Origin of the sequence: Lysobacter defluvii IMMIB APB-9 = DSM 18482 (genome assembly GCF_000423325.1) — a bacterium.
GTDB classification, from domain to species: domain Bacteria; phylum Pseudomonadota; class Gammaproteobacteria; order Xanthomonadales; family Xanthomonadaceae; genus Novilysobacter; species Novilysobacter defluvii.
In genome coordinates, this window is sequence record NZ_AUHT01000011.1 from 234,661 (window position 1) to 256,634 (window position 21,974).

24 protein-coding genes are annotated in these 21,974 nt (G+C 71.6%); 20 read left to right on the top strand and 4 right to left on the bottom strand.

Annotation, left to right across the window (positions count from 1 at the left end):
* Window positions 1-2 precede the first annotated feature (2 nt).
* Entirely contained in the window at window positions 3-587 is a 585-nt protein-coding gene (locus G545_RS0110410) for a Maf family protein (RefSeq protein ID WP_027070324.1), read from the bottom strand.
* The gene (locus G545_RS0110415) at window positions 584-949 is read right to left on the bottom strand and encodes a hypothetical protein (RefSeq protein WP_027070325.1); all 366 of its coding nucleotides are present in this window, start codon (window positions 947-949) and stop codon (window positions 584-586) included. The genes G545_RS0110410 and G545_RS0110415 overlap by 4 nt, the downstream gene beginning before the upstream one ends.
* Before the next feature lie 124 nt (window positions 950-1,073).
* Between G545_RS0110415 and G545_RS0110420 the strand changes: the two genes are divergently transcribed.
* The 13 genes from G545_RS0110420 to G545_RS0110480 all read left to right on the top strand — a co-directional run bounded on the left by G545_RS0110420 (window position 1,074) and on the right by G545_RS0110480 (window position 11,866).
* Entirely contained in the window at window positions 1,074-1,619 is a 546-nt protein-coding gene (locus G545_RS0110420; protein ID WP_027070326.1) for a YceD family protein, read from the top strand.
* 48 nt (window positions 1,620-1,667) lie between these two features.
* A complete protein-coding gene (rpmF, locus tag G545_RS0110425) occupies window positions 1,668-1,862 on the top strand; it encodes a 50S ribosomal protein L32 (RefSeq protein WP_027070327.1) in 195 nt (64 codons plus the stop codon).
* Between the two features lie 165 nt (window positions 1,863-2,027).
* Window positions 2,028-3,008: a beta-ketoacyl-ACP synthase III gene (locus tag G545_RS0110430; protein WP_027070328.1), complete on the top strand. Its 981-nt coding sequence runs from the start codon at window positions 2,028-2,030 to the stop codon at window positions 3,006-3,008.
* Between the two features lie 78 nt (window positions 3,009-3,086).
* The gene (fabD, locus tag G545_RS0110435; protein ID WP_027070329.1) at window positions 3,087-4,043 is read left to right on the top strand and encodes an ACP S-malonyltransferase; all 957 of its coding nucleotides are present in this window, start codon (window positions 3,087-3,089) and stop codon (window positions 4,041-4,043) included.
* 37 nt (window positions 4,044-4,080) lie between these two features.
* Window positions 4,081-4,824 carry a 3-oxoacyl-ACP reductase FabG gene (gene fabG / locus G545_RS0110440; protein WP_027070330.1) on the top strand — a complete coding sequence of 248 codons (744 nt, stop codon included), beginning with the start codon at window positions 4,081-4,083 and terminating at the stop codon, window positions 4,822-4,824.
* A gap of 126 nt (window positions 4,825-4,950) precedes the next feature.
* The gene (gene acpP, locus G545_RS0110445) at window positions 4,951-5,190 is read left to right on the top strand and encodes an acyl carrier protein (RefSeq protein WP_027070331.1); all 240 of its coding nucleotides are present in this window, start codon (window positions 4,951-4,953) and stop codon (window positions 5,188-5,190) included.
* 111 nt (window positions 5,191-5,301) lie between these two features.
* Entirely contained in the window at window positions 5,302-6,540 is a 1,239-nt protein-coding gene (fabF, locus tag G545_RS0110450; RefSeq protein ID WP_027070332.1) for a beta-ketoacyl-ACP synthase II, read from the top strand.
* Window positions 6,541-7,899, top strand: coding sequence for an aminodeoxychorismate synthase component I (locus G545_RS0110455; RefSeq protein WP_027070333.1), 1,359 nt, complete (start codon window positions 6,541-6,543; stop codon window positions 7,897-7,899).
* A complete protein-coding gene (pabC, locus tag G545_RS14440) occupies window positions 7,896-8,711 on the top strand; it encodes an aminodeoxychorismate lyase (RefSeq protein ID WP_052347318.1) in 816 nt (271 codons plus the stop codon). The genes G545_RS0110455 and pabC overlap by 4 nt, the downstream gene beginning before the upstream one ends.
* Before the next feature lie 12 nt (window positions 8,712-8,723).
* A complete protein-coding gene (gene mltG, locus G545_RS0110465) occupies window positions 8,724-9,806 on the top strand; it encodes an endolytic transglycosylase MltG (protein ID WP_052106906.1) in 1,083 nt (360 codons plus the stop codon).
* Window positions 9,803-10,447 (top strand): dTMP kinase, encoded by a 645-nt coding sequence (gene tmk / locus G545_RS14445; protein ID WP_036138929.1) that lies wholly within the window; start codon window positions 9,803-9,805, stop codon window positions 10,445-10,447. Before mltG ends, tmk begins: the two co-directional genes overlap by 4 nt.
* On the top strand, window positions 10,444-11,466 hold the full coding sequence (locus tag G545_RS0110475; RefSeq protein WP_027070335.1) for a hypothetical protein: 1,023 nt from the start codon (window positions 10,444-10,446) through the stop codon (window positions 11,464-11,466). Before tmk ends, G545_RS0110475 begins: the two co-directional genes overlap by 4 nt.
* Before the next feature lie 43 nt (window positions 11,467-11,509).
* Entirely contained in the window at window positions 11,510-11,866 is a 357-nt protein-coding gene (locus tag G545_RS0110480) for a PilZ domain-containing protein (RefSeq protein ID WP_027070336.1), read from the top strand.
* Between the two features lie 34 nt (window positions 11,867-11,900).
* Here the strand turns inward: G545_RS0110480 and G545_RS0110485 are convergent, their stop codons facing one another.
* The gene (locus tag G545_RS0110485; RefSeq protein ID WP_027070337.1) at window positions 11,901-13,976 is read right to left on the bottom strand and encodes a 3-hydroxyacyl-CoA dehydrogenase NAD-binding domain-containing protein; all 2,076 of its coding nucleotides are present in this window, start codon (window positions 13,974-13,976) and stop codon (window positions 11,901-11,903) included.
* Window positions 13,977-14,172: 196 nt separating this feature from the next.
* Between G545_RS0110485 and rpoE the strand changes: the two genes are divergently transcribed.
* From rpoE to rnc, 7 genes are all read left to right on the top strand, one after another.
* Complete coding sequence (gene rpoE, locus G545_RS0110490; protein WP_027070338.1) at window positions 14,173-14,772, top strand: RNA polymerase sigma factor RpoE; 600 nt, start codon at window positions 14,173-14,175, stop codon at window positions 14,770-14,772.
* A gap of 4 nt (window positions 14,773-14,776) precedes the next feature.
* Complete coding sequence (locus G545_RS14450; RefSeq protein ID WP_081677848.1) at window positions 14,777-15,751, top strand: sigma-E factor negative regulatory protein; 975 nt, start codon at window positions 14,777-14,779, stop codon at window positions 15,749-15,751.
* Window positions 15,752-15,790: 39 nt separating this feature from the next.
* Window positions 15,791-17,290, top strand: coding sequence for a DegQ family serine endoprotease (locus G545_RS0110500; RefSeq protein ID WP_027070339.1), 1,500 nt, complete (start codon window positions 15,791-15,793; stop codon window positions 17,288-17,290).
* 129 nt (window positions 17,291-17,419) lie between these two features.
* Complete coding sequence (lepA, locus tag G545_RS0110505; protein WP_027070340.1) at window positions 17,420-19,213, top strand: translation elongation factor 4; 1,794 nt, start codon at window positions 17,420-17,422, stop codon at window positions 19,211-19,213.
* A 10-nt stretch (window positions 19,214-19,223) separates the two neighbouring features.
* Window positions 19,224-20,009 carry a signal peptidase I gene (gene lepB / locus G545_RS0110510; protein WP_027070341.1) on the top strand — a complete coding sequence of 262 codons (786 nt, stop codon included), beginning with the start codon at window positions 19,224-19,226 and terminating at the stop codon, window positions 20,007-20,009.
* A 57-nt stretch (window positions 20,010-20,066) separates the two neighbouring features.
* Window positions 20,067-20,438 (top strand): DUF4845 domain-containing protein, encoded by a 372-nt coding sequence (locus G545_RS0110515; RefSeq protein ID WP_027070342.1) that lies wholly within the window; start codon window positions 20,067-20,069, stop codon window positions 20,436-20,438.
* Between the two features lie 19 nt (window positions 20,439-20,457).
* Entirely contained in the window at window positions 20,458-21,123 is a 666-nt protein-coding gene (gene rnc / locus G545_RS0110520) for a ribonuclease III (protein ID WP_027070343.1), read from the top strand.
* 205 nt (window positions 21,124-21,328) lie between these two features.
* Here rnc and G545_RS16135 read toward each other — a convergent pair whose 3' ends face one another.
* Window positions 21,329-21,925, bottom strand: a complete 597-nt coding sequence (locus G545_RS16135; protein ID WP_154656570.1) for an HNH endonuclease — start codon at window positions 21,923-21,925, stop codon at window positions 21,329-21,331.
* Window positions 21,926-21,974: the final 49 nt, after the last annotated feature.

A 21,974-nucleotide genomic window follows, 5' to 3' on the forward strand; every position in this document is an offset into this window, starting at 1 on the left:
GCTCAGGGGACGGCGAAGCCCGCCTGCCGCAGCAACCCGGCGGTGGCGATCAGCGGCAGCCCGACGAGCGCGGTCGGGTCGCGGTTGTCCACTGCCTCGAACAGGCTGATTCCCAGGCCCTCGACCTTGAAGCTCCCGGCGCAGTCGAAGGGGCGCTCGGCGTCCACGTAGCGCTCGATCTCCGGCTCCCGGAGCGTGCGCAGGACCACGGTGGTGGTGTCGAGCGCCTCCAGCAGCGTCCCGTCCGCCGCCTGCAGGGCGACCGCGGTATGGAAGCGGACCCGGCGCCCGGACATCGCATGCAGTTGCGCGATGGCGGCTTCGCGGTGGCCCGGCTTCCCCAGGGGCTGGCCGTCCAGGTCGGCGACCTGGTCCGAGCCCAGCACCCAGCATCCGTCCGGCTGCGCGGCGGCCACCGCGGCCGCCTTGCTGGCGGCCAGGCGCGCCGCGAGCCGCGCGGGCGGCTCGTCCGGTGCCGCGGCTTCCTCGACGCCGGGCGCGACGGCTTCGAACGGCAGCCCGAGCCGGGCAAGCAGTTCGCGCCGGTAGGGGGACGTCGAGGCCAGTATCAGGCGGGGCGGGTTCATGCGGTGCTTACCCGGGCCTCGCGGACCCGCGCCAGCTGGTGGTCGATGCGCCGGCGGGCATCCTCGATGGAGTCACGGACCTGGCGCAGCTCGCCCACGCTGGCCTCGCCACCATGCTCGCGCAGCCACAGGCGCTGCCGGAGCATCTCCCGCATCGCGTCCTGCACCGGGTCGCCATTGCGGTCGCCGGCCACGGCGGTGATCTCCGAGCGGGCGGTCCGCAGCTTCGCTTCAAGGGCGTCGGCCGCGTCCAGCAGGTGCACCATCTCGCGCTGGTGGCGGGCGCGCCGGTGGCGGCGCAGGGCCACCCAGGCCAGCAGCAGGCCGGCGGCGACCGTGATCAGCAGTACGGGAAGGTCCACGGCGGCGGCAGGATCGGGTGTGCGGCCAGTCTGAACGGCCAGCGGGCGCGGGGCAAACGCCTTCCTGCGGCGTGCGTTGCGGCGTTTGACAGGGGCGCGCCCGGTCCTTAGCATTCCCCGGCTTATGTCCGCTCGCGTGCCCAACGTGCCCGTTCCGGAAACCGTGGATGCGTGGCGAATGGTCTCCGCGCGCCGCGGAGTGGAGGGGCGCGTGCCGCTGGAGCGCTTCCGGCGGCTGCGCGACGCGCTGGAGGACGCCGAGGGCGAGGTCTCGTTCACCCTCGACTTCGACCGCGACGAGCTGCAGGTGCCGTACGCCGAGCTCCGCATCGAGGCGGGGTTGCCGCTGCAGTGCCAGCGCAGCCTGGAGCGTTTCGTCCTCCCGGTGGCGCTGGTCCAGCGCCTGGGGCTGGTGCGCAGCGAGGCCGAGGAGGCGGCGCTGCCCGAGGGCTACGAGGCGCTGGAAGTGCCGCCGGACGGGATCCTGGTCCCGCTGGACCTCGTCGAGGACGAGCTGATCCTGGCGGTCCCCGTGGTCCCGGTGAAGCCTGGCAGCGAGGCGGTCGAGCGCGACTGGCCGGCGCCGGAGCCGGAAGCGGCAGAGGAACGCGAGAACCCCTTCGCCGCCCTGGCGGCGTTGAAGAACAAGACCCCCGGCAAGCCGGACTGACCGGCCCGGACCCCCACGTCCACCGACGTTTTTCCTTGGAGCACGACCATGGCTGTCCAGAAATCCAAAGTCTCCCCGTCGAAGCGCGGCATGCGCCGCTCGCACGACAAGCTGACCGCCCGCCAGCTGTCCACCGACCCGACCACCGGCGAGACCCACCTGCGCCACCACGTCACCGCCGACGGCTACTACCGTGGCAAGAAGGTGATGGACACCAAGGCGCCGGTGTTCGACGAAGAGTAAGCTTCGGCTTCGCATCGCCGCGCCAGCCGTGTAATGCGGCTGGCGTGGCCCGGTGTCGCGCCCGATCGGCGCCCCGGGCCACTCCGGTCCCGTGAAGCCATCGGCGCGGGCGGTGTTCCTGCCGGCGCCTGACGGCGTGCTACGGCCCGTTGCTGTGGAGTGGTGATGACTGAGCGTATGTATTCCCGCATCGCGGGTACCGGCAGCTACCTGCCGGAAAAGGTGCTGACCAACGACGACCTGGCGAAGTTCGTCGACACCAGCGACGAGTGGATCGCCACCCGGACCGGCATCCGCCAGCGGCACATCGCCGCCGAGGGCGAGACCACCGGCGACCTGGCCTTCCACGCCGCCACGCGCGCGCTGGAGGCGGCCGGCGTCGAGGCGTCCGAGCTCGACCTGATCGTGCTCGGCACCACCACCCCCGACATCATCTTCCCGTCCACCGCCTGCCTGGTGCAGCACCGCCTGGGCGCCAACGGCTGCCCGGCCTTCGACGTGAACGCGGCCTGTTCGGGCTTCATCTACGCGCTGTCGGTGGCCGACAACTTCATCCGCTCCGGCGCGGCGAAGACCGCGCTGGTGATCGGGGCCGAGACCCTGACCCGCATGCTGGACTGGAACGACCGCGGCACCTGCGTGCTGTTCGGCGACGGCGCCGGCGCGGTGGTGCTCAAGGCCGACTCCGAGACCGGGGTGCTCAGCACCCACCTGCACGCGGACGGCGGCAAGAAAGAACTGCTCTACAACCCCGTGGGCGTGTCGAGCGGGTTCCGTCCGGAAGAGGAGAACGCCGGCGTCAAGGTGCTGATGACCGGCAACGAGGTCTTCAAGCACGCGGTCAAGGCGCTGGACTCGGTGGTCGAGGAAACCCTCGCCGCCAACGGCCTGGACCGCGGCGAGATCGACTGGCTGATCCCGCACCAGGCCAACCTGCGCATCATCGAGGCCACCGCCAAGCGGCTGGCGATGCCGATGGACCGCGTGGTGGTCACCGTCGACCGCCATGGCAACACCTCCTCCGGTTCGGTGCCGCTGGCGCTGGACGAGGCGGTGCGCTCCGGCCGCGTCGAGCGCGGCCAGCTGGTGCTGCTGGAGGCCTTCGGCGGCGGCTTCACCTGGGGCTCGGCGCTGCTGCGCTACTGAGCCGGACTGTACGCCGCGGTACAGACGGCCGCGGCGGATCGCCCGTATCATGGCGAGTTCGTTTGCCGGGGATCGCACATGGACCACACCAGCCCAGACCAGCAGCTCGCCTTCGTCTTCCCGGGCCAGGGCTCCCAGTCCGTCGGGATGCTCGGCGAGCTGGCCGCGGGCAGCCCGGTGGTGGTTGCGGCGTTCGACGAGGCCAGCCAGGGTGCGGGCGTCGACCTGTGGAAGCTGAGCCAGGAAGGCCCCGAGGCGCAGCTCAACCAGACCGAGTTCACCCAGCCGGCGCTGCTGGCCGCGGGCGTCGCGGTGTGGCGCCTGTGGCAGGAGCGCGGTGGCGCCCGCCCGGCGATGCTGGCCGGCCACAGCCTGGGCGAATACGCGGCGCTGGTTGCCGCCGGGGCGTTGTCGCTCGCCGATGCCGCCCGCCTGGTGCGCCTGCGCGGCCAGCTGATGCAGGAAGCGTCGCCCGCCGGCACCGGTGCGATGGCCGCGGTGCTCGGCGCGGACGATGCGCTGGTCGAGGACGTCTGCCGGGATGCCTCCGGCCGCGAGGTCGTGGTACCCGCCAACTACAACTCGCCCGGCCAGGTCGTCATCGGCGGCCATGCCGGCGCGGTCGACCGCGCGCTGGCGCTGCTGGCCGAGCGCGGGGTGCGCAAGGCGGTGAAGCTGGCGGTGAGCGTGCCCTCCCACACGCCGCTGATGCGCGAGGCCTCGGAACGCCTGGCCACGGCCATGGACGGGGTCGAATGGCTGCCGCCGGCGATCCCGGTAGTGCAGAACGTGGACGCCCGCGCACACGAAGGCATCGACCAGGTGCGCGAGGCACTGGTGCGCCAGCTCTACCTGCCGGTGCAATGGACCGGCTGCGTGCGCGCGCTGGCGGAGGCCGGCGTGACCCGCATTGGCGAATGCGGCCCGGGCAAGGTGCTGGCGGGACTTGCCAAGCGCATCGACCGCGGCCTGGACGCGCGCGCGCTGGGGACCCCGGCGGATTTCGACGGCGCCCTGGCGGACTGGAACGGCTGACCAACCCTGCTTCCGCAGGATCGTGAGGAACCTTCATATGGAAAAGACCCTGGCCGGCGAGATCGTGCTGGTGACCGGCGCAAGCCGTGGCATCGGTGCCGCGATCGCCGATGAACTGGCGGCGCAGGGCGCGACCGTCATCGGTACCGCCACCTCCGAAGGCGGCGCCAAGGCGATCGGCGAGCGCATGGCCGCCGCCGGTGGCCACGGCCGCGTGCTCAACGTCACCGATCCCGGGTCCATCGACGCGCTGCTGGACTCGATCGCCGACGAGTTCGGCCCGGTCAGCGTCCTGGTCAACAACGCCGGGATCACCCGCGACAACCTGCTGATGCGGATGAAGGACGAGGACTGGCAGGCGATCATCGATACCAACCTGACCAGCATCTTCCGCACCAGCAAGGCGGTGATGCGCCCGATGATGAAGGCCCGCCGCGGCCGCATCATCAACATCGCCTCGGTGATCGGACTGATCGGCAACGCCGGGCAGGCGAACTACGCCGCCGCCAAGGCGGGCATCATCGGTTTCAGCAAGTCGCTTGCGCGCGAGGTCGGCTCGCGCGGCATCACCGTCAACGTGGTCGCGCCGGGGTTCATCGACACCGACATGACCCGCGAACTGCCCGAGGCGCAGCGCGAGCAGATGCTCGGGCAGATCGCCCTGGGGCGGCTCGGCGAACCCGCGGACATCGCGCGGGCCGTGGCATTCCTGGCAGGCCCCGCCGCGTCGTACATCACCGGCGAGACCCTGCACGTGAACGGCGGCATGTACATGCCCTGAGCGCAGGAAGCGCATCGTCCGGAACACCCGGACATCCTGTACCCGGGCCTGCGGCCGGTGTTTGCGGCAGCCCCGATTCCACTACACTATTGCGTCGAACATCCCGTACGGGAGGAGTGAGAAGAGATGAGCACCATCGAAGAGCGCGTCAAGAAGATCGTCGTCGAGCAGCTGGGCGTCAAGGAAGAGGAAGTCACCACCAACGCCTCGTTCGTAGACGACCTGGGCGCTGACTCGCTGGACACCGTCGAGCTGGTCATGGCCCTCGAGGAAGAGTTCGAGTGCGAGATCCCGGACGAGGAAGCGGAGAAGATCACCTCGGTCCAGCAGGCGATCGACTACGTCAAGGCGCACGTCAAGGAGTAAGGCGCGCGCGGGCGGGTCCGGTCCAGTGGCCGGCGCCCAGCCTGGCAGGACCTGACCGGGGCCGCTTCTTGCGGCCCTGCGTCTTTGCACGACCAGTCAACGGAGTCTCCAATGTCCAAACGTCGCGTAGTGGTCACCGGCCTCGGCCTTGTCTCGCCGCTGGGCAACGACCTGGCCAGCAGCTGGGACGGCGTCGCCAATGGCCGTTCCGGGATCGGCCCGATCACCCATTTCGACGCCAGCGGCTTTGCCACCCGCATCGCCGGCGAGGTGCGCGACTTCGACGTCACCCGCTGGGTGCCGGCCAAGGACGCGCGCAAGATGGACCCGTTCATCCACTACGGCGTGGGTGCCTCGATGATGGCCATCGAGGATGCGGGGCTGGAGATCACCGAGGCGAACGCGCCGCGCATCGGCGCGCTGCTGGGCTCCGGGATCGGCGGCATCCTCGGCATCGAGGAGCAGACCGCCAAGTACCTCGACGGCGGTCCGCGCAAGATCTCGCCGTTCTACGTGCCCAGCACGATCATCAACATGCTGCCGGGCCAGGTCTCGCTGCTCACCGGCATCAAGGGCCCCAATTTCTCCGCGGTCTCCGCCTGCGCCACCGCCAACCACTCCATCGGCATGGCGATGCGGATGATCCAGTACGGCGATGCCGACGTGATGCTGGCCGGCGGCGCCGAGCGCGGCTCCTCGCCGACCTCCATGGGCGGCTTCTGCTCGATGAAGGCGATGTCCACCCGCAACGAGGCCCCGCAGGAGGCGAGCCGCCCCTGGGACAAGGATCGCGACGGCTTCGTGCTGGGCGACGGTGCCGGCGTGCTGGTGCTGGAGGAGTACGAGTCGGCGAAGGCGCGCGGCGCGCGGATCTACTGCGAACTGGCCGGGTTCGGAGCCAGCTCCGATGCCTTCCACATGACCGCCCCGAGCGAGGACGGCGAGGGCCCCGCGCGCTGCATGGCCGCCGCGATGGCCGACGCCGGCATCGGCCCGGAGCAGGTCGGCTACCTCAATGCCCACGGCACATCCACCCCGCTGGGCGACCTCGCCGAGACCCTGGCGATCAAGCGCGCACTGGGCGAGCACGCCTACCGCACCATGGTCAGCTCGACCAAGTCGATGACCGGGCACCTGCTGGGCGCGGCGGGCGGGGCCGAGGCGATCTTCTCGGTGCTGGCGCTGCACCACGGCGTGATCCCGCCGACCATCAACCTCGACGCGCCCGGCGAGGGCTGCGACCTGGACTACGTCCCCAACGAGGCACGCCAACAGCAGGTCGACGTCGCGATGTCGAACGGCTTCGGCTTCGGCGGCACCAACGGCACGCTCGTCTTCCGGCGCATCTGAGTGCTGCTGGCGCGCCCGGTCGACTCGCCGCCGGACCTGCTCGACCTGCACCGGCGCGACCCGGTGCGATACCCGATGCTGCTCGAATCCAGCGCCCATGGCACCGCCCATGGGCGCTGGGACGTCCTGCTGCGGTCCAGCGGCGGATCGCTGCGGCTGGACCGGGACGGGAAGGTCCACGACCAGGCCGGAGTGGTGCAGCAGGGCGGGTTCCTGCGGGCGCTCGACCGCGACTGGAGGGCATTGCAGGTCCCGCGCGAGGAGCCGCGCTGGCCGTTCCGCGGCGGCTGGGGCCTGCTGCTGGGCTATGAGCTTGCCGGACAGGTGGAGCCGGTGCTTTCGCTGCCACCCGCCCCCGGCAGGCTCCCGGTCGCGCTGGCACTGCGCTGTCCGGCCGCGATCCTGCGCGAGCGGGGTACCGGCGAATGCGTCGCGGTGGCCGAGCCCGGGCGCGAAGACCTGCTGGAGCAGATGCTCGACGACGCGGCCGCGGTGTCGCGCCAGCCGCTCGTTCCGGCACGCTGGCATCCGCCGGCGCGGGTGGAGGAGGAGCCTCCGCAGCGCTACCTGGACGCGATCGGCCGCGTGCTCGGGTACCTCGGCCAGGGCGACGTGTTCCAGGCCAACATCTCGCGCGGATGGCAGGCGCACTTCGATGCGCCGGTGGAGCCCGCCGCGCTGTTCGCACGACTGCGGCAGCACAACCCGGCGCCGTTCGCGGGCCTCCTTGCCGGCGACGGCTGGGCGGTGGCCAGTGCCTCGCCGGAGCGGCTGGCCAGCGTGCGCGGCGAGGTCGTCGAGACCCGCCCGATCGCCGGTACCCGGCCGCGGGTGCCGGGCGACGACGAGCCCGGCCGCATCCGCGAGCTGGTCGGCCATCCCAAGGAGCGCGCCGAGCACGTGATGCTGGTGGACCTGGAGCGCAACGACCTGGGCCGGGTCAGCCGGACCGGCACGGTGCAGGTCGACGAGCTGATGGCCGTGGAGAGCTACGCCCACGTGCACCACATCGTCAGCAACGTGCGCGGCGCGCTGCGCGAGGGCACCACCCCCGGCGAGGTGATCGCGGCGACCTTCCCCGGCGGCACCATCACCGGCTGCCCCAAGGTCCGGTGCATGCAGGTGATCGCCGAACTGGAGGGCGAGGGGCGCGGCGCCTATACCGGCTCGATGGGCTGGCTCAACCGCGACGGCGACATGGACCTCAACATCCTGATCCGCAGCGCGGAGGTCGAAGGCGACATCGTGCGCTTCCGGGCCGGGGCCGGGATCGTCATCGACTCCGATCCCCCGCGCGAACTGGAGGAAACGCGCGCCAAGGCCCGGGGCATGCTGCGGGCGCTGGGGGTGGAAGGGTGAGCGCCAGCGAGCGGATCTACCGCGGCCAGGCACGGGTCGAGTCCATCGCCCCCGACGACCGCGGCTTCCGCTACGGCGACGGCCTGTTCGAAACGATGCGCGGCCATCGCGGCAGCGTCCCGTGGTGGCCGGCGCACTGGCGCCGGCTGTCGGCGGGGGCGTCGCGGCTGCAGCTGCCGTTGCCGCCTGAGGCGCTCGTACTCGGGGAGATCGCCGCGTTGCTGGATGGCGGCGACGGAGTGGTGCGGCTGCAGCTCACGCGTGGGGGCGGGGGCCGCGGCTACGCGCCCCCGGCCGCCGCCGAGCCGGCCTGGGTGCTGTCGCGGCACGAATCGCCGCCCCCGCCTCCGGAGCGCGGCCTGGGGCTGCGCTGGTGCACGACCCGCCTGGCAGCGCAGCCCCTGCTGGCGGGCCTCAAGCACTGCAACCGGCTGGAGCAGGTGCTGGCCCGCCTCGAGCTGCGCGGCGGCGGGGACGACGAGGGGTTGTTGCTGGGCGAAGAGGGCGAGGTCGTCTCGGCGATCTCCGCCAACCTCTTCATCCTGCGCGGCGGGCGGTGGTGGACGCCCCCGGTCGATCGCTGCGGCGTCGCGGGCGTGTGCCGTGGCTGGCTGCTGGAGCAGGGCCTGGCCGGGGAGCGGCGCCTGGACCGGGAAGCGGTCGAACAGGCGGAGGCGGTGGTCCTGACCAACGCCGTGCGCGGTATCCTCCCGGTCTCGGGGCTGGGGACGCGACGCTGGTCGCCACACCCGCGGACCGGCGCCCTGCGCGCCGCGCTCGCGGCCGCGCACCCCGCCTTCGCCGACAGCTGACCCGGAGCCCACGTGACCGCCTCCCGACCCCACGGCCGCGCCGGCCTCAAGTTCCTGTTCCTGCTCGTGGTCCTCGTGGTGCTGGGCGCCGCCGCCGCGGGGTGGTGGGGCTGGCAGCGCTACCAAGCGTTCGCCGGCACGCCGCTGGACGGCTTCGACGAGGACGCGACGGTGATCGTCGAGCGCGGTGACTCGTTCCCCGCGGTGGTGCGCAAGCTGCGCGACGCCGGCGTGACAGCCGGCGACGACCTGGAGTGGCGCCTGCTCGCCCGCCAGCTCGGCGCCGATGCGCGCCTGCACGTCGGCGAGTACGTGCTGCGCGAGGGCATGACGCCGCGCGAGCTGCTGGAGGCGATGTCCCGCGGCGACATCGTCCAGCACCGCTTCACCATCGTCGAGGGCTGGAACATCCGCGAGCTGCGCGCCGCACTGGCGCGTGCCGGGGTGCTCGTGCAGGAGACCGCGGACCTGGACGATGCCGCGCTGATGGAGGCGCTCGGCCGCGGGGGCGAGCATCCGGAAGGCCGCTTCCTGCCGGAGACCTACGTCTTCACCCGCGGCGACAGTGACCTGGACGTGCTCGCGCGCGCCGCCCGGGCGATGGACGAGGCGCTGGCGGAGGCCTGGGAGGCGCGCGACCCCGATACCCCGCTGCAGACCCCGTACGAGATGCTGATCCTTGCCTCCATCGTGGAGAAGGAGACCGGGATCGCCGAGGAGCGTCCGCGCATCGCCGGCCTGTTCGCGCGCCGGCTGCGCATCGGCATGCGCCTGCAGACCGACCCGACCGTCATCTACGGCATCGGCGAGGACTACGACGGCAACATCCGGCGCGTCCACCTCGAGACCGACACCCCCTACAACACCTACACCCGCGACGGCCTGCCGCCCACGCCGATCGCCATGCCCGGCCGCGCCGCGCTGCAGGCCGTCGCCTCCCCGGAGGAGGGCACCGCGCTGTACTTCGTCGCCGTGGGCGACGGCAGTGGCCGCCACCTGTTCGCCGACAGCTACGCCGAGCACCAGGCCAACGTGCGCCGCTACCTGCGCAACTATCGTGAGTACGTGCGCGGGCTGGAGGCAGGGGAACAGTGACCGGCACGCTCCGCACCGAACCACGCCTGGTGACCCTGGAGGGGGGCGAGGGCGCCGGCAAGAGCACCGTGCTCGCCGCGCTCCGGACCCTGCTGGAGGAGGCTGGCGAACGCGTGGTGTGCACCCGCGAGCCCGGCGGCACGCCGCTGGCGGAGCGGATCCGCGCGCTGCTGCTCGATCCCAGCCACGAGGCCCCGGCGCCCGCCACCGAGCTGCTGCTGATGTTCGCCGCGCGCGCCCAGCACGTGCAGGCGACGATCGCCCCGGCACTGGCCCAGGGCACCTGGGTGCTCAGCGACCGCTTCACCGACGCCAGCCACGCCTACCAGGGCGCGGCACGCAATGGCGACCGTGGGCTGATCGGGCTGCTCGAGGAGCGGGTGGTCGGCATTTCGCCGGGCCTGACCCTGCTGCTGGACGTCCCGGTCGAGGTCGGCCTGGCCCGAGCGCGCGAGCGAGGCGGCGTGGACCGCATCGAGGCCGAGGACACCGCCTTCTTCGAGCGGGTGCGGGCGGGGTACCGGGAACGGGCGGCAGCGGAGCCGGGGCGGTTCCGGGTGATCGATGCCAGCCGCCCCGCCGACGAGGTCGCCGCCGCCGCGGCGCGCCACCTCGACGACTACCGCAGGTCGCTCGCATGAGCGCGCTCGCGCCCTGGCAGCTGCGGGTGCACGACCGTGCCGCCGCCGCGCTCGACGCGGGCCGGCTGGGGCACGGGCTGCTGCTGTGCGGGCCACCTCGCCTGGGCAAGCGCGAGGTGGCCGAGCGCCTGGCTGCGCGCGTGCTCTGCGAGGACACCGGATCCGGAATGGCGCCGTGCGGGCAGTGCCGCAGCTGCCGCCTCATCGCCGCGCGGTCGCAGCTGGACCCGCCCGAGGTGCGGCCCGACGGCAGCCCCGCGCATCCCTGGGGCCACCCGGCCCACCCGGACCTGCTGCTGGTCGGTCATGCCTGGAACCACAAGGCGCGGCCGCCGCGCATGCGCACCGAGATCGTCATCGACCAGGTGCGTGCCCTCGGCGAGCAGATGGCGCTGACCCCGCAGTACGGCAGGGCGAAGGTGGCGATCATCGACCCGGGCGAGGCGGTCAACACCGCCGCCGCCAACGCCCTGCTCAAGACGCTCGAGGAGCCGGTGCCGGGCCGCTACCTGTGGATCGTCGCCTCCGAGCCGGCGCGCCTGCCGGCGACCATCCGCAGCCGCTGCCAGAAGCTCGAGTTCCGCCTGCCGCCGCGCGCGGAGGCACGCGAATGGCTGCTCGGCCAGGGCCATGCCGAAGCGGACGTGGACGAGGCGCTGGAGGCCACGCGCGGGCACCCCGGGCAGGCACACGCCTGGATGCGCGAGGGCGTGCTGGAACTGCGGCGCGAGGTCGCCCGCGGGCTGGCCGATGCCGGTGCCGGCCGCGCCGCGGTGCCGGAGCTGGCGCAGGCCTGGACCGCCGACGCGAACGGGCCGCTGCGGCTGCAGCTGGCCGCCGACCTGGCGCTGGCGCAGGCCTCCGCCAACTTGACCGACCCGGCGCGCACGCGCAGTCTGGCGGAGTGGTTCGACCGCGCCAACAAGGCCCGCGACCTGCTGCAGAGCACGGTCCGCGCCGACCTGGTGGTGGTAGAGCTGCTGCTGGCCTGGCGCGCGGTGCACGCGCGGCCGGGATGACGTACGGGCCGGGTGCGGCCCGGGCAAGCAGGGATACAGGACGATGGTTGCAGCAGGGGGCGCGAGGCAGGGAATCCTGACCCTCGCAGTGAAGGACAAGGCGGCGCTGTACAACGCGTACATGCCGTACATCCGCAACGGCGGGCTGTTCGTGACCACGCCAAGGCGCTATTTCCTCGGCGACGAGGTGTTCGTGCTGGTGACGCTGCCCGAATCCAGCGAGCGCATGCCGATCGCCGGAAAGGTGGTCTGGGTGACGCCCGCCGGCGCCCAGGGTGCGCGGCCCGCGGGCATCGGCGTGCAGTTCAACGAGGGTCCCGAGGGCGACGCGCTGCGGGGCCGGATCGAGGCGCTGCTGGCCGGCAGCCTCGAGGCCGACCGGCCGACCCACACCATGTGACGCCGGGCGCCGCCCGCGGGCGGCGCGTGGGCACTCAGCCCTGGCGCAGCGCCGGCGAGTCCCAGCCGGGCCGCGGCGCGAAACGCTCGCCATGGCGCGACTGCAGCTGCTGCAGCCGAGCCAGGAGCGCCTCGGGCCCGGTGTCGCGGATGTACTGGATCGGGCCACCGCGGAAGGGTGCGAAGCCGGTCCCGAAGATGACGCCCGCATCCAGCAGGTCGGCGTCGGCTACCACGCCATCGTGCAGGCAGGCCACCGCCTCGTTGAGCAGCGGCAGGATCAGCCGGTCCTGCAGGTCCTCCGGCGCCTTGTAGCCCTCGGGCAGCTCCGGCTTGACCGCCTTGCCGTCCTCCCAGCGGTACAGGCCCTGGCCGTCCTTCTTGCCGCGCCGGCCCGGTTCGGCCTGCCCGGCCAGCGCTTCCGGCACCTGCAGCCCGAGGAAAGGCGACAGCTCCGCGCCAACGCCAGCGGCGACGTCCAGTCCCACCGTGTCGACCAGTTCGATGGGTCCCATCGGCATGCCGAAGGCCTCGGCCGCGCGGTCGATCGCACGCCCGGGGATCCCCTCCGAGTACGCCGTCACCGCTTCGAGCATGTACGGGAACAGCACCCGGTTGACGAGGAAGCCGGGGGTGCCGGCGACCGGAACCGGCAGCTTGCCCAGGGCCTTGCAGAAGCCGGCCAGGCGCTGCTCGGTCGCCGGGTCCATGCGCGCGTGCCGCACGATTTCCACCAGCGGCATCAGCGCGACCGGGTTGAAGTAGTGCAGGCCCGCGAACTGCGCCGGCCGCTGCAGGCCTTCGGCGAGCTCGTCGAGCGGAATCGAGGAGGTGTTGCTGGCCAGCAGTGCGCCGGGTTTCATCGCCGGCTCCACGCTGGCGTACAGCTCGCGCTTGGCACCGGGTTGCTCGATGATCGCCTCGATCACCAGGTCGGCCTGCGCGGCGCCTTCCCCGGCCAGGTCGCCCTTGAGGCGTGCGGCGACTTCCGGCCGCTTCGACTCGTCCTTCACCTTCTTCGCGAACAGCTCGCCGGCACGCGACAGCGCCTTGTCGATGTACTCCTGCCCGCGGTCGTTGAGCGTGACCTGGAAGCCCTTGTACGCCGACCAGGCGGCGATGTCGCCGCCCATCACGCCGGCGCCGACCACGTGCACGCGGGAGATGCCGTGGTCCTTGCCGCCGGCCGACTTCAGGCGCTCCTGCAGGAAGAACACCCGGATCAGGTTGCGCGCGGTGGGCGTGCCGGCGAGCTTCGCCACCGACTTGCGCTCGGCGGCGAGCCGGCGCTGTAGGCCGCCGCCGGTGTTCTTCCACGTCTCCACCAGCGCGTAGGGCGCGGGGTAGTGCTCCCTGCGTGCCTTGCGCGCGACCTGCTTGAGCGACATCGGGGCGATCACCTGCCGCGCCGCCCAGGTGTTGGTCAGCCAGCCCATGAAGCGTTGGCGCAGGGGGCGCGTGGTGCCCTTGAGCGCGAGCGCCGCCGCGGTGTCGACCAGCATCGCCTTCTCGGCGGTGCGGTCGACCAGGCCCTTGGCCCGTGCGGCCGAGGCCGACAGGCTGCGCCCGGTGAGCATCAGGTCCAGCGCGTCGGGCGCGCCAATCAACCGCGGCAGCCGCACGCTGCCACCCCAGCCCGGGTAGATGCCCAGCTTCACCTCGGGCAGTCCGATGCGGGTGGACGGGTCCTTGCTGGCGACGCGGTAGTCGCAGGCCAGGGCCAGCTCGGTGCCGCCGCCCATGCAGAAGCCGTGGATCGCGGCCACCGTGGGCGAGGGCAGCGAGGCCAGGCGCTGGAACACCTGCTGCCCGCGCTGCAGGGCGCCGCCGATGGTGCCCTTGGCATCGAAGTCCTGGAACTCCTTGATGTCGGCGCCGGCGATGAAGCCGTTGTCCTTGCCGGAGGCGAAGACGATGCCCTTCGGCGGGTCGATCGCGAGGCGCTCGAGCAGGCCGTCCAGTTCGATCAGCACGTCCTGGGACAGCGCGTTCACGGCCTCGCCGGCGCGATCCAGCGACAGCACCAGCACGCCGTCGTCGCGCATCTGCCAGGACCAGTGCTGCAGGCGCAGGCCGTCGAAACCGGGGACAGCGGACGCGTTCGTGGCCATCCGGCACCATCCGTTCAGGTATGGAGGAACCGCTATGATCCGGGCGGGCTTTCGCCGCCGTCAAATCGGCAGCCATGACCGCTGGCGCTTGCACCGCGCGCCGGCCGCCCCAAAGTCTGCACCCGTTGGAACTTTCTCCCGCAAGGGTTGTCCATTGTTCGGCCACGGCCGAGCCCGAAGGAGCGACGGCGGCGGCATGGCCGGGAACGAACTGGATCAGGAGCTGGTACAGCGTGTGCAGCAGGGCGACAGCGCCGCGTTCGATGTCCTCGTGCGCCGGCACCAGCACCGCATCCTCGCCCTCGTGGGCCGCTACGTCGCCGACTGGTCGGAGTGCCAGGACGTCGCGCAGGAGGCGTTCATCCGCGCCTACCGCGCCATCGGCACCTTCCGTGGCGACTCGCAGTTCCACACATGGTTGCATCGCATCGCAGTGAACACCGCCAAGAACCACCTCGTTGCACAGGGACGCCGGCCCCCCGGCGCGGACATCGACGCCATCGATGCCGAGAACTTCGACTCCGGGATGCGGCTGCGGGACAACGACACGCCCGACCGCGAACTGGCACGCGAGCAGGTCGCGCAGGTGGTGCTCGACGTGGTGGCCGGGCTGCCGGCGGAACTGCGCGAGGCGATCACCCTGCGCGAGGCCGAGGGGCTGGGCTACCAGGAGATCGCCGAGCGCATGGACTGCCCGGTGGGCACGGTGCGTTCGCGCATCTTCCGCGCCCGCGAGGCGATCGACGCCGCGCTGGCACCGCTGCTCGACGGCGACGACGACGGCGTGGTGCATTGAGGACATGACGATGACTGGATCGATGACGGCTGCCGACCGCGAGACGCTGTGCGCGCTGCTGGACGGCGAACTGGCCGGTGACGAGCGCCGTTTCGCGCTGCGCCGGCTGTCCCACGACGCGGACTGGCAGCGTGCCGCCGCGCGCTGGCAACTGGCGGGCGATGCCTTGCGCGGCGAGTCCGTGCTGCCGGCGCCTTCCGGGTTTGCCGCCCGGGTGGCGGCCGCGGTCGCGGCGGAGGCGGAGACGGCGCCGGCCGCCATGGCGACCGTCGCGGCGCGACCGCGCGGCCGCAGGCCTGCGCGCTGGTTCGGCGGCGCCGCACTTGCGGCTTCGGTCGCGATGGTCGCGATGTTCGCCGTCCGACCGATGCTGCAGCCGATGGACGAAGCCGACCTGGCCGGGACCGGCGTGCAGCGCGAGCAGGCACCGGATCCCGCGGCGGCTCCCGCGGGCGAGCGGCTGGCCATTGCTCCCGCCGCGGACGCGCCCCCGCCGCAGGAGCCTGCCGCCCCGGTGGAAACGTCCGAGGGCATGTCCGCACTGGCCGCGGCGGCGCCGCTGGCGGTCGCCGCCGCCGAGGCGGGGCGCCGGGAACAGGCGCGCTCGCGTGGGCAGCAGCAGCGAGCGGCGTTGCGCGCCTCGCAGGATCGTGCCGCGCGCGAGGTGCCGCCGCAGGTCGCGGCGGCGACCGCGGAGCCGGCAGGGGTGCCGCGCGACGCGGTCCAGCTTGCCGGCGCCACCCCCGTCCTTGCGTTGCCACGGGAGCCGTTCGCCGGGGCGGACGAGATCCAGTCGCGGCCGTGGCCGGAGGCGCTGCCGGCGCTTTCCGGGCGCAGCGCCTTCACTGCCGGCTTCCAGCCGGACGAGCAGACTGCAGCCCCGAGCTTCTATCCATTCGAGCCCCGCCTGCCGCCGGAGTTGCGCGAGCAGCTCGGCGTGGCGCCGCCGCCGGCCGGGGAACCGGCCCTGCGGAACTAGCCGGCTCACACGAATTCCCTTGTCCGAGGCCGAGTATCGATGAATCCCAAGCTTCGTACCCTCGCCCTGATGGGCGCGCTGTTCACTGCCGTACCCGCCGCCTGCACCGCGCAGCAGACCCCCGCGGAGGCGACCACGGCCAGCGCCGCCGCCCAGGCGGTCACCCCGCCCACGGCGGCGCCGCTGGTGACGGGCCTGCCCGACTTCACCGCGCTGGTGGAGCGCGTCGGGCCAGCCGTGGTCAACATCAGTGCCGAGACCGCGCCCCGCCGGGCGGACCCGTCCCAGCAGCTGCCGCCCGGGCTGGAGGATTTCCTGCGCCGCTTCGGCATGCCGTTCCCGGGCGTCCCGGATGGCCCGCGCGGAGGCGGAGTGTCGCTGGGCAGCGGCTTCGTGATCTCGGCCGACGGGTACGTGCTGACCAACCATCACGTCATCGCCGGCGCCGACACGGTGACGGTGACCCTGTCCGACCGCCGCGAGCTGGAGGCCGAGGTGGTCGGCAGCGACGAGCAGTACGACGTCGCCCTGCTGAAGATCGAGGCCGATGGCCTGCGCTGGATGCGCCCCGGCAACTCCGCCGACCTCAAGCCGGGCCAGTGGGTGATCGCGATCGGCTCGCCGTTCGGGCTGGACCAGTCGGTCACCGCCGGCATCGTAAGCGCCGTCGGCCGTGCGAATCCTTATTCGGGCCAGCAGTACGTGCCCTTCATCCAGACCGACGTGGCGATCAACCGCGGCAACTCCGGCGGCCCGCTGCTCAACACCTCCGGCGAAGTGGTCGGGATCAACTCGCAGATCTTCTCCAACTCCGGCGGGTACATGGGGGTGAGCTTCGCGATCCCGATCGACCTGGCGATGAACGCCGCCGAGCAGATCAAGCAGACCGGGCAGGTCAGCCGCGGCCGCATCGGCGTGGTGATCCAGCCGGTCTCCGCCGAGCAGGCCGACGCGATCGACCTTCCGGACACCCGGGGCGCGCTGGTGACCCAGGTCGAGCCCGGCAGTGCCGCGGCGGACGCCGGGCTGCGCCGGATGGACGTGATCCGCTCGTTCAACGGCACCCGCATCAACGACGCCTCCGACCTGCCGCCGATGGTGGGCATGGTCGCACCGGGCACCGAGGCGGAGCTCGAGGTCTTCCGTGACGGGCGCCTGCGCACGGTCGAGGTGACCATCGGCGGGGAGCCGGCCGAGGCCGGCGGCAGCCGCAGCCGCGACCGCGGCGAGCCGGCGGCGGCCGAGTCCACCGGGATCGCGCGCTTCGGACTCGAGGCACGCGACCTGACCGCCGAGCAGCGCCAGCGCCTGGGCCTCGGCGAGGACGAGGGCGTGCAGCTGATCGGCGCCGAAGGCGAGGCCGCGCGCGAGGCGGGCCTGCGCCACGGCGACGTCATCATCGCGGTCGGCAGTGACAGCGTCGGCAGCGCGGCGGAGCTGGAGCGCCGGCTGGAGGCGGTGGAGTCGGGGCGTACGGTGATGCTGCTGGTGCAGCGGGGCAGCGGTGCCGCCCAGTACGTGACGCTGACCGCCCCGTAGCGCGCCATGGCGTGTGGCGGCCCGGGCGCGCGGGTTTCCCGCCGCCCGGGGTACCGCGGGCCTGTGCGATAATCGCCGGCCTTTTGCCCGGCCGCCCGCGGCCGCCCAGCCCCCCTTCGTCGTGCACGCATGCAGCAGATCCGCAACTTCTCGATCATCGCCCACGTCGACCACGGCAAGTCGACGCTCGCCGACCGCATCATCCAGCTCTGTGGGGGCCTGACCGAGCGCGAGATGGCGGCCCAGGTGCTCGACAACAACCCGATCGAGCGCGAGCGCGGCATCACCATCAAGTCGCAGTCGGTGTCGGTGCCGTACACCGCGCGCGACGGCAAGACGTACTACCTGAACTTCATCGACACCCCCGGGCACGTGGACTTCAGCTACGAGGTCAGCCGCTCGCTGGCCGCATGCGAAGGCGCGCTGCTGGTAGTGGATGCCGCCCAGGGCGTGGAGGCGCAGTCGGTCGCCAACTGCTACACCGCGGTCGAGCAGGGGCTGGAGGTGATCCCGGTCCTGAACAAGATCGACCTGCCGACCGCCGACGTGGACCGCGCCAAGGAGGAGATCGAGGCCGTCATCGGCATCGACGCCTCGGACGCGATCCCGGTCAGCGCCAAGACCGGCATGAACGTCGAGGAAGTGCTGGAGGCGATCGTCACCCGCATCCCGCCGCCGCAGCCGCGTGATACAGACAAGCTGCAGGCGCTGATCATCGATTCCTGGTTCGACAACTACCTGGGCGTGGTCAGCCTGGTGCGCGTGATGCAGGGCGAGATCAAGGGCGGCGACAAGATCCTGGTCATGTCCACCGGGCGCACCCACCAGGTCGACAAGGTCGGCGTGTTCACCCCCAAGCGCAAGGAAACCGCGGCGCTGCGGGCGGGCGAGGTGGGCTGGATCAACGCCAGCATCAAGGACGTGCACGGCGCCCCGGTGGGCGACACCCTGACCCTGGCCGGCGACCCGGCGCCGAAGCCGCTGCCCGGCTTCCAGGAGATGCAGCCGCGCGTGTTCGCCGGCCTGTTCCCGGTCGACGCCGACGACTACCCGGACCTGCGCGAGGCACTGGACAAGCTGCGGCTGAACGATGCCGCGCTGCGCTTCGAGCCCGAGAGCTCGGAGGCGATGGGTTTCGGCTTCCGCTGCGGCTTCTTGGGCATGCTGCACATGGAGATCGTGCAGGAGCGGCTGGAGCGCGAGTACGACCTCAACCTGATCACCACCGCGCCGACCGTGGTGTACGAGGTGCTCAAGAGCGACGGCACCGTGGTCTCGCTGGACAACCCGGCCGACCTGCCGCCGGTGAACCAGATCGAGGAGATCCGCGAGCCGATCATCCGCGCCAACATCCTCACCCCGCCCGACTACGTCGGCAGCGTGATCACCCTGTGCGAGGAGAAGCGCGGCAGCCAGGTCGGCATCAACTACCTGGGCAGCCAGGTGCAGATCAGCTACGAGCTGCCGATGGCCGAGGTGGTGCTGGACTTCTTCGACCGGCTCAAGTCGGTCAGCCGCGGCTACGCCTCCATGGACTACGAGTTCGTCCGCTTCGAGCCCGGGCCCTTCGTGCGCGTGGACACGCTGATCAACGGCGACAAGGTCGACGCGCTGAGCATCATCACCCACCGCGCCCACGCCGACCGCCGCGGCCGCGACCTGACCGAAAAGATGCGCGAGCTGATCCCGCGGCAGATGTTCGACGTGGCCATCCAGGCCGCCATCGGCTCGCAGATCATCGCCCGCTCGACCGTCAAGGCGATGCGCAAGAACGTGCTGGCCAAGTGCTACGGTGGCGACATCACCCGCAAGAAGAAGCTCCTCGAGAAGCAGAAGGAGGGCAAGAAGCGGATGAAGCAGGTCGGACGCGTCGAGATTCCGCAGGAAGCCTTCCTGGCCGTGCTCCAGGTCGACAACAAGTAGGGGACACCCGATGCGCTGGTTCGAAATCGCCCTGGTGGGGCTCACCCTGCTGACCGGCCTGGTCTGGCTGCTGGACCGGCTGGTGCTGGCGCGCCGGCGCGCTGCCCACCGCACCCTGCTCGACGACGACGGCGAGCCCTGGTACGTCGACTACTCGCGCGCGTTCTTCCCGGTGCTGCTGGTGGTGCTGGTGCTGCGCAGCTTCGTCGCCGAACCGTTCCGCATCCCGTCGAACTCGATGATGCCGACGCTGCTGACCGGCGACTTCATCCTGGTCAACAAGTTCTCCTACGGCCTGCGGCTGCCCATCACCAACGACAAGTTCCTCGCCATCGGCGAACCCGAGCGCGGCGACGTGGTGGTGTTCCGGCCGCCGCACCTGCCCAGGCAGGACTGGATCAAGCGCGTGGTGGGCCTGCCCGGCGACCGGATCGGTTACCGCGACAACCAGGTCTTCATCAACGGCGAGGCAGTGGAGTACGAGTCGCTCGGCCTCTACGAGGGCCGCGGCAACGGGACCGAGATGACCGGCGCCGAGCTGCTGGTCGAACACCTGGCCGGCCGCGACCACCAGGTGCTCGAGCGCACGATGACCCCGTTCCGCGACCCCGGCGAGGGCGAGTGGACGGTGCCTGAGGGGCACTATTTCGTGATGGGCGACAACCGCGACAACAGCGAGGACAGCCGATACTGGGGCTACCTGCCGGAGGAGAACCTGCGCGGCAGGGCGTTCCTGATCTGGATGAACATCGACGGGGGCGTGGACTTCGCGCGCATCGGCGAGCGGATCCGCTGACCAGGCGGTACAAACGGGGGCGCCGCGGAGCGCGGCACGTAGACAAGGGGACCGGAAATGAGGCGCAAGCAGAAGGGCATCACCCTGCTGGGATTCATCATTGGCCTGGCGGTGGCGGGCGTGTTCATCTACATGGGGATGAAGGTCATCCCGATGTATTCCGAGTACTACTCGGTCAAGCAGGCGCTGGAAGGCCTGTCGAAGGAGCCGGACATCACCACCTCCAGCCCGAAGCAGGTGCAGGACCTGTTCTTCCGCCGGCTGGACATCAGCTACGCCGACAACGTCAAGCCCAAGCACGTGAAGATCGCGCGCAAGGACTCCGGCTACCTGATGACGGTGGATTACGAGGTGCGCAAGCCGCTGATCGCGAACCTGGACGTGGTCGGCCGCTTCCACGCCGAGAAGGAACTGCGGCGCAGCCGCTGACCGGCGTGCCGCCGCGGAAATGAGAGACCCGATCGGCCACCGCTTCGCGCAGCCCGCGTTGCTGGAGCAGGCGCTGAAGCACCGCAGCGCCGGCGCCCCGCACAACGAGCGGCTGGAGTTCCTGGGCGACGGGCTGGTCAACCTGCTGGTCGCCGAGGCGCTGTACCTGCGCTGGCCCTCCGCCAACGAAGGCGCATTGACCCGCGCCCGCGCCGAACTGGTGCGCGAATCCGCCCTGGCCCCGATCGCCCGCGCCCTGGGCCTGGGCGAGCGCCTGACGCTGGGCCCGGGCGAGATGAAGTCCGGCGGCCACCGCCGCGACTCGATCCTCGCCGACGCGGTGGAGGCCGTGGTCGCGGCAATCTACCTGGACGCCGGCTTCGAGCGCTGCCGCGAAGTCGTCCTGCCCTGGTTCCAGCCCGCGATGGACGCACTGCCACCCCCGAACAAGGTCGGGAAGGACGCCAAGACGCGCCTGCAGGAATGGCTGCAGGCGCGGCAGCATCCGCTGCCGGTGTACGCGCTGCTGGCCGAATCGGGGGAGGAGCACGCCAAGCTGTTCCGGGTCAGCTGCACCGTCCCGCATGTCAACCTGGCCACCGAGGGCGAAGGCAGCTCCCGCCGCGCAGCCGAGCAGATCGCCGCCGAGGCGGCCCTCTCGGTCCTCACCCCCAAGCCGGCTTAGGGGCGCCCCTCGCTCCGAGGCGGGTGGTGCGTCGGCTCCGGAGGGAGCGTCGCCCGTGTGGCGTGCTTGCTGGCCGGTTCGATCGCGCCATCCATGGCGCGACTCACCGGGCGCAGGCCATCCATGGCCTGCTCCAGCAACACACCACCCGGACGCCGCACCGGCGAGTCGCTGAGGTGGCGTGGCTTGGTGTCGGGTACACGCACTAGGAGCGGCGGGTGCCGATCGGCCAGGAGTGCCACTTTCCCGCGCTGCACTTGCGGCGGACGCGTATGCCAAAGGTGACAGGATCACCGGATGCGCCACGGAGGTGATTGCAGTGCCAGCAGGCAGCCGCGATGTTGGATCGATTCGTGGGGCCGCCCATGCTTCTTGGCGTCAGGTGTTCGGCGGTACAGCGGAAACGCTGCGCCTGGCGCCGGGTGAGCTGGTGCGTGCGGGAAAATTCGGACGAGTCACCAAGCCACATGGGCAGGCGGCAGTAGAAGCAGAGGCCGTGCTGGTCTGTGAAGGCCGCGGTTCGAAGTCGGGCAATACAGGTCATGGTAGGGCTCCATGGGACGAGAGAGCGCATACGCGCGATCAGGTTGGAGCCAGTGACCATGAGCCAACTGGACCGCCCTCCCATTGGGAGAGGCGGCATGCCGAAGCAACAGGCGGATTTTGTCGCGTCGCATTGACTTGTCAAGTCGCGCTGTCCTCTCGCTGATCCACCCAACCAGAGTGACTCGCCGGGGCGGCGTGCGCGTGGTGTGTTGCTGGAGCAGGCCATGGATGGCCTGCGCCCGGTGAGTCGCGCCATGGATGGCGCGACCGAACCGGCCAGCAAGCACGCCACGCGCGCGACGCTC

Excerpts from the sequence above, each read along its gene's own strand:
- G545_RS0110515 (WP_027070342.1), top strand. The coding sequence starts at position 20,067 with ATGAGGCGCAAGCAGAAGGGCATCACCCTGCTGGGATTCATCATTGGC.
- G545_RS0110410 (WP_027070324.1), bottom strand. The coding sequence starts at position 587 with ATGAACCCGCCCCGCCTGATACTGGCCTCGACGTCCCCCTACCGGCGC.
- G545_RS0110485 (WP_027070337.1), bottom strand. The coding sequence starts at position 13,976 with ATGGCCACGAACGCGTCCGCTGTCCCCGGTTTCGACGGCCTGCGCCTG.
- G545_RS14450 (WP_081677848.1), top strand. The coding sequence starts at position 14,777 with ATGACGATGACTGGATCGATGACGGCTGCCGACCGCGAGACGCTGTGC.
- fabD (WP_027070329.1), top strand. The coding sequence starts at position 3,087 with ATGGACCACACCAGCCCAGACCAGCAGCTCGCCTTCGTCTTCCCGGGC.
- rpmF (WP_027070327.1), top strand. The coding sequence starts at position 1,668 with ATGGCTGTCCAGAAATCCAAAGTCTCCCCGTCGAAGCGCGGCATGCGC.
- G545_RS0110430 (WP_027070328.1), top strand. The coding sequence starts at position 2,028 with ATGACTGAGCGTATGTATTCCCGCATCGCGGGTACCGGCAGCTACCTG.
- rpoE (WP_027070338.1), top strand. The coding sequence starts at position 14,173 with ATGGCCGGGAACGAACTGGATCAGGAGCTGGTACAGCGTGTGCAGCAG.
- fabF (WP_027070332.1), top strand. The coding sequence starts at position 5,302 with ATGTCCAAACGTCGCGTAGTGGTCACCGGCCTCGGCCTTGTCTCGCCG.
- G545_RS0110480 (WP_027070336.1), top strand. The coding sequence starts at position 11,510 with ATGGTTGCAGCAGGGGGCGCGAGGCAGGGAATCCTGACCCTCGCAGTG.
- lepB (WP_027070341.1), top strand. The coding sequence starts at position 19,224 with ATGCGCTGGTTCGAAATCGCCCTGGTGGGGCTCACCCTGCTGACCGGC.
- G545_RS0110475 (WP_027070335.1), top strand. The coding sequence starts at position 10,444 with ATGAGCGCGCTCGCGCCCTGGCAGCTGCGGGTGCACGACCGTGCCGCC.
- G545_RS16135 (WP_154656570.1), bottom strand. The coding sequence starts at position 21,925 with ATGGCGCGACTCACCGGGCGCAGGCCATCCATGGCCTGCTCCAGCAAC.
- rnc (WP_027070343.1), top strand. The coding sequence starts at position 20,458 with ATGAGAGACCCGATCGGCCACCGCTTCGCGCAGCCCGCGTTGCTGGAG.
- lepA (WP_027070340.1), top strand. The coding sequence starts at position 17,420 with ATGCAGCAGATCCGCAACTTCTCGATCATCGCCCACGTCGACCACGGC.
- G545_RS0110420 (WP_027070326.1), top strand. The coding sequence starts at position 1,074 with ATGTCCGCTCGCGTGCCCAACGTGCCCGTTCCGGAAACCGTGGATGCG.
- acpP (WP_027070331.1), top strand. The coding sequence starts at position 4,951 with ATGAGCACCATCGAAGAGCGCGTCAAGAAGATCGTCGTCGAGCAGCTG.
- G545_RS0110500 (WP_027070339.1), top strand. The coding sequence starts at position 15,791 with ATGAATCCCAAGCTTCGTACCCTCGCCCTGATGGGCGCGCTGTTCACT.
- fabG (WP_027070330.1), top strand. The coding sequence starts at position 4,081 with ATGGAAAAGACCCTGGCCGGCGAGATCGTGCTGGTGACCGGCGCAAGC.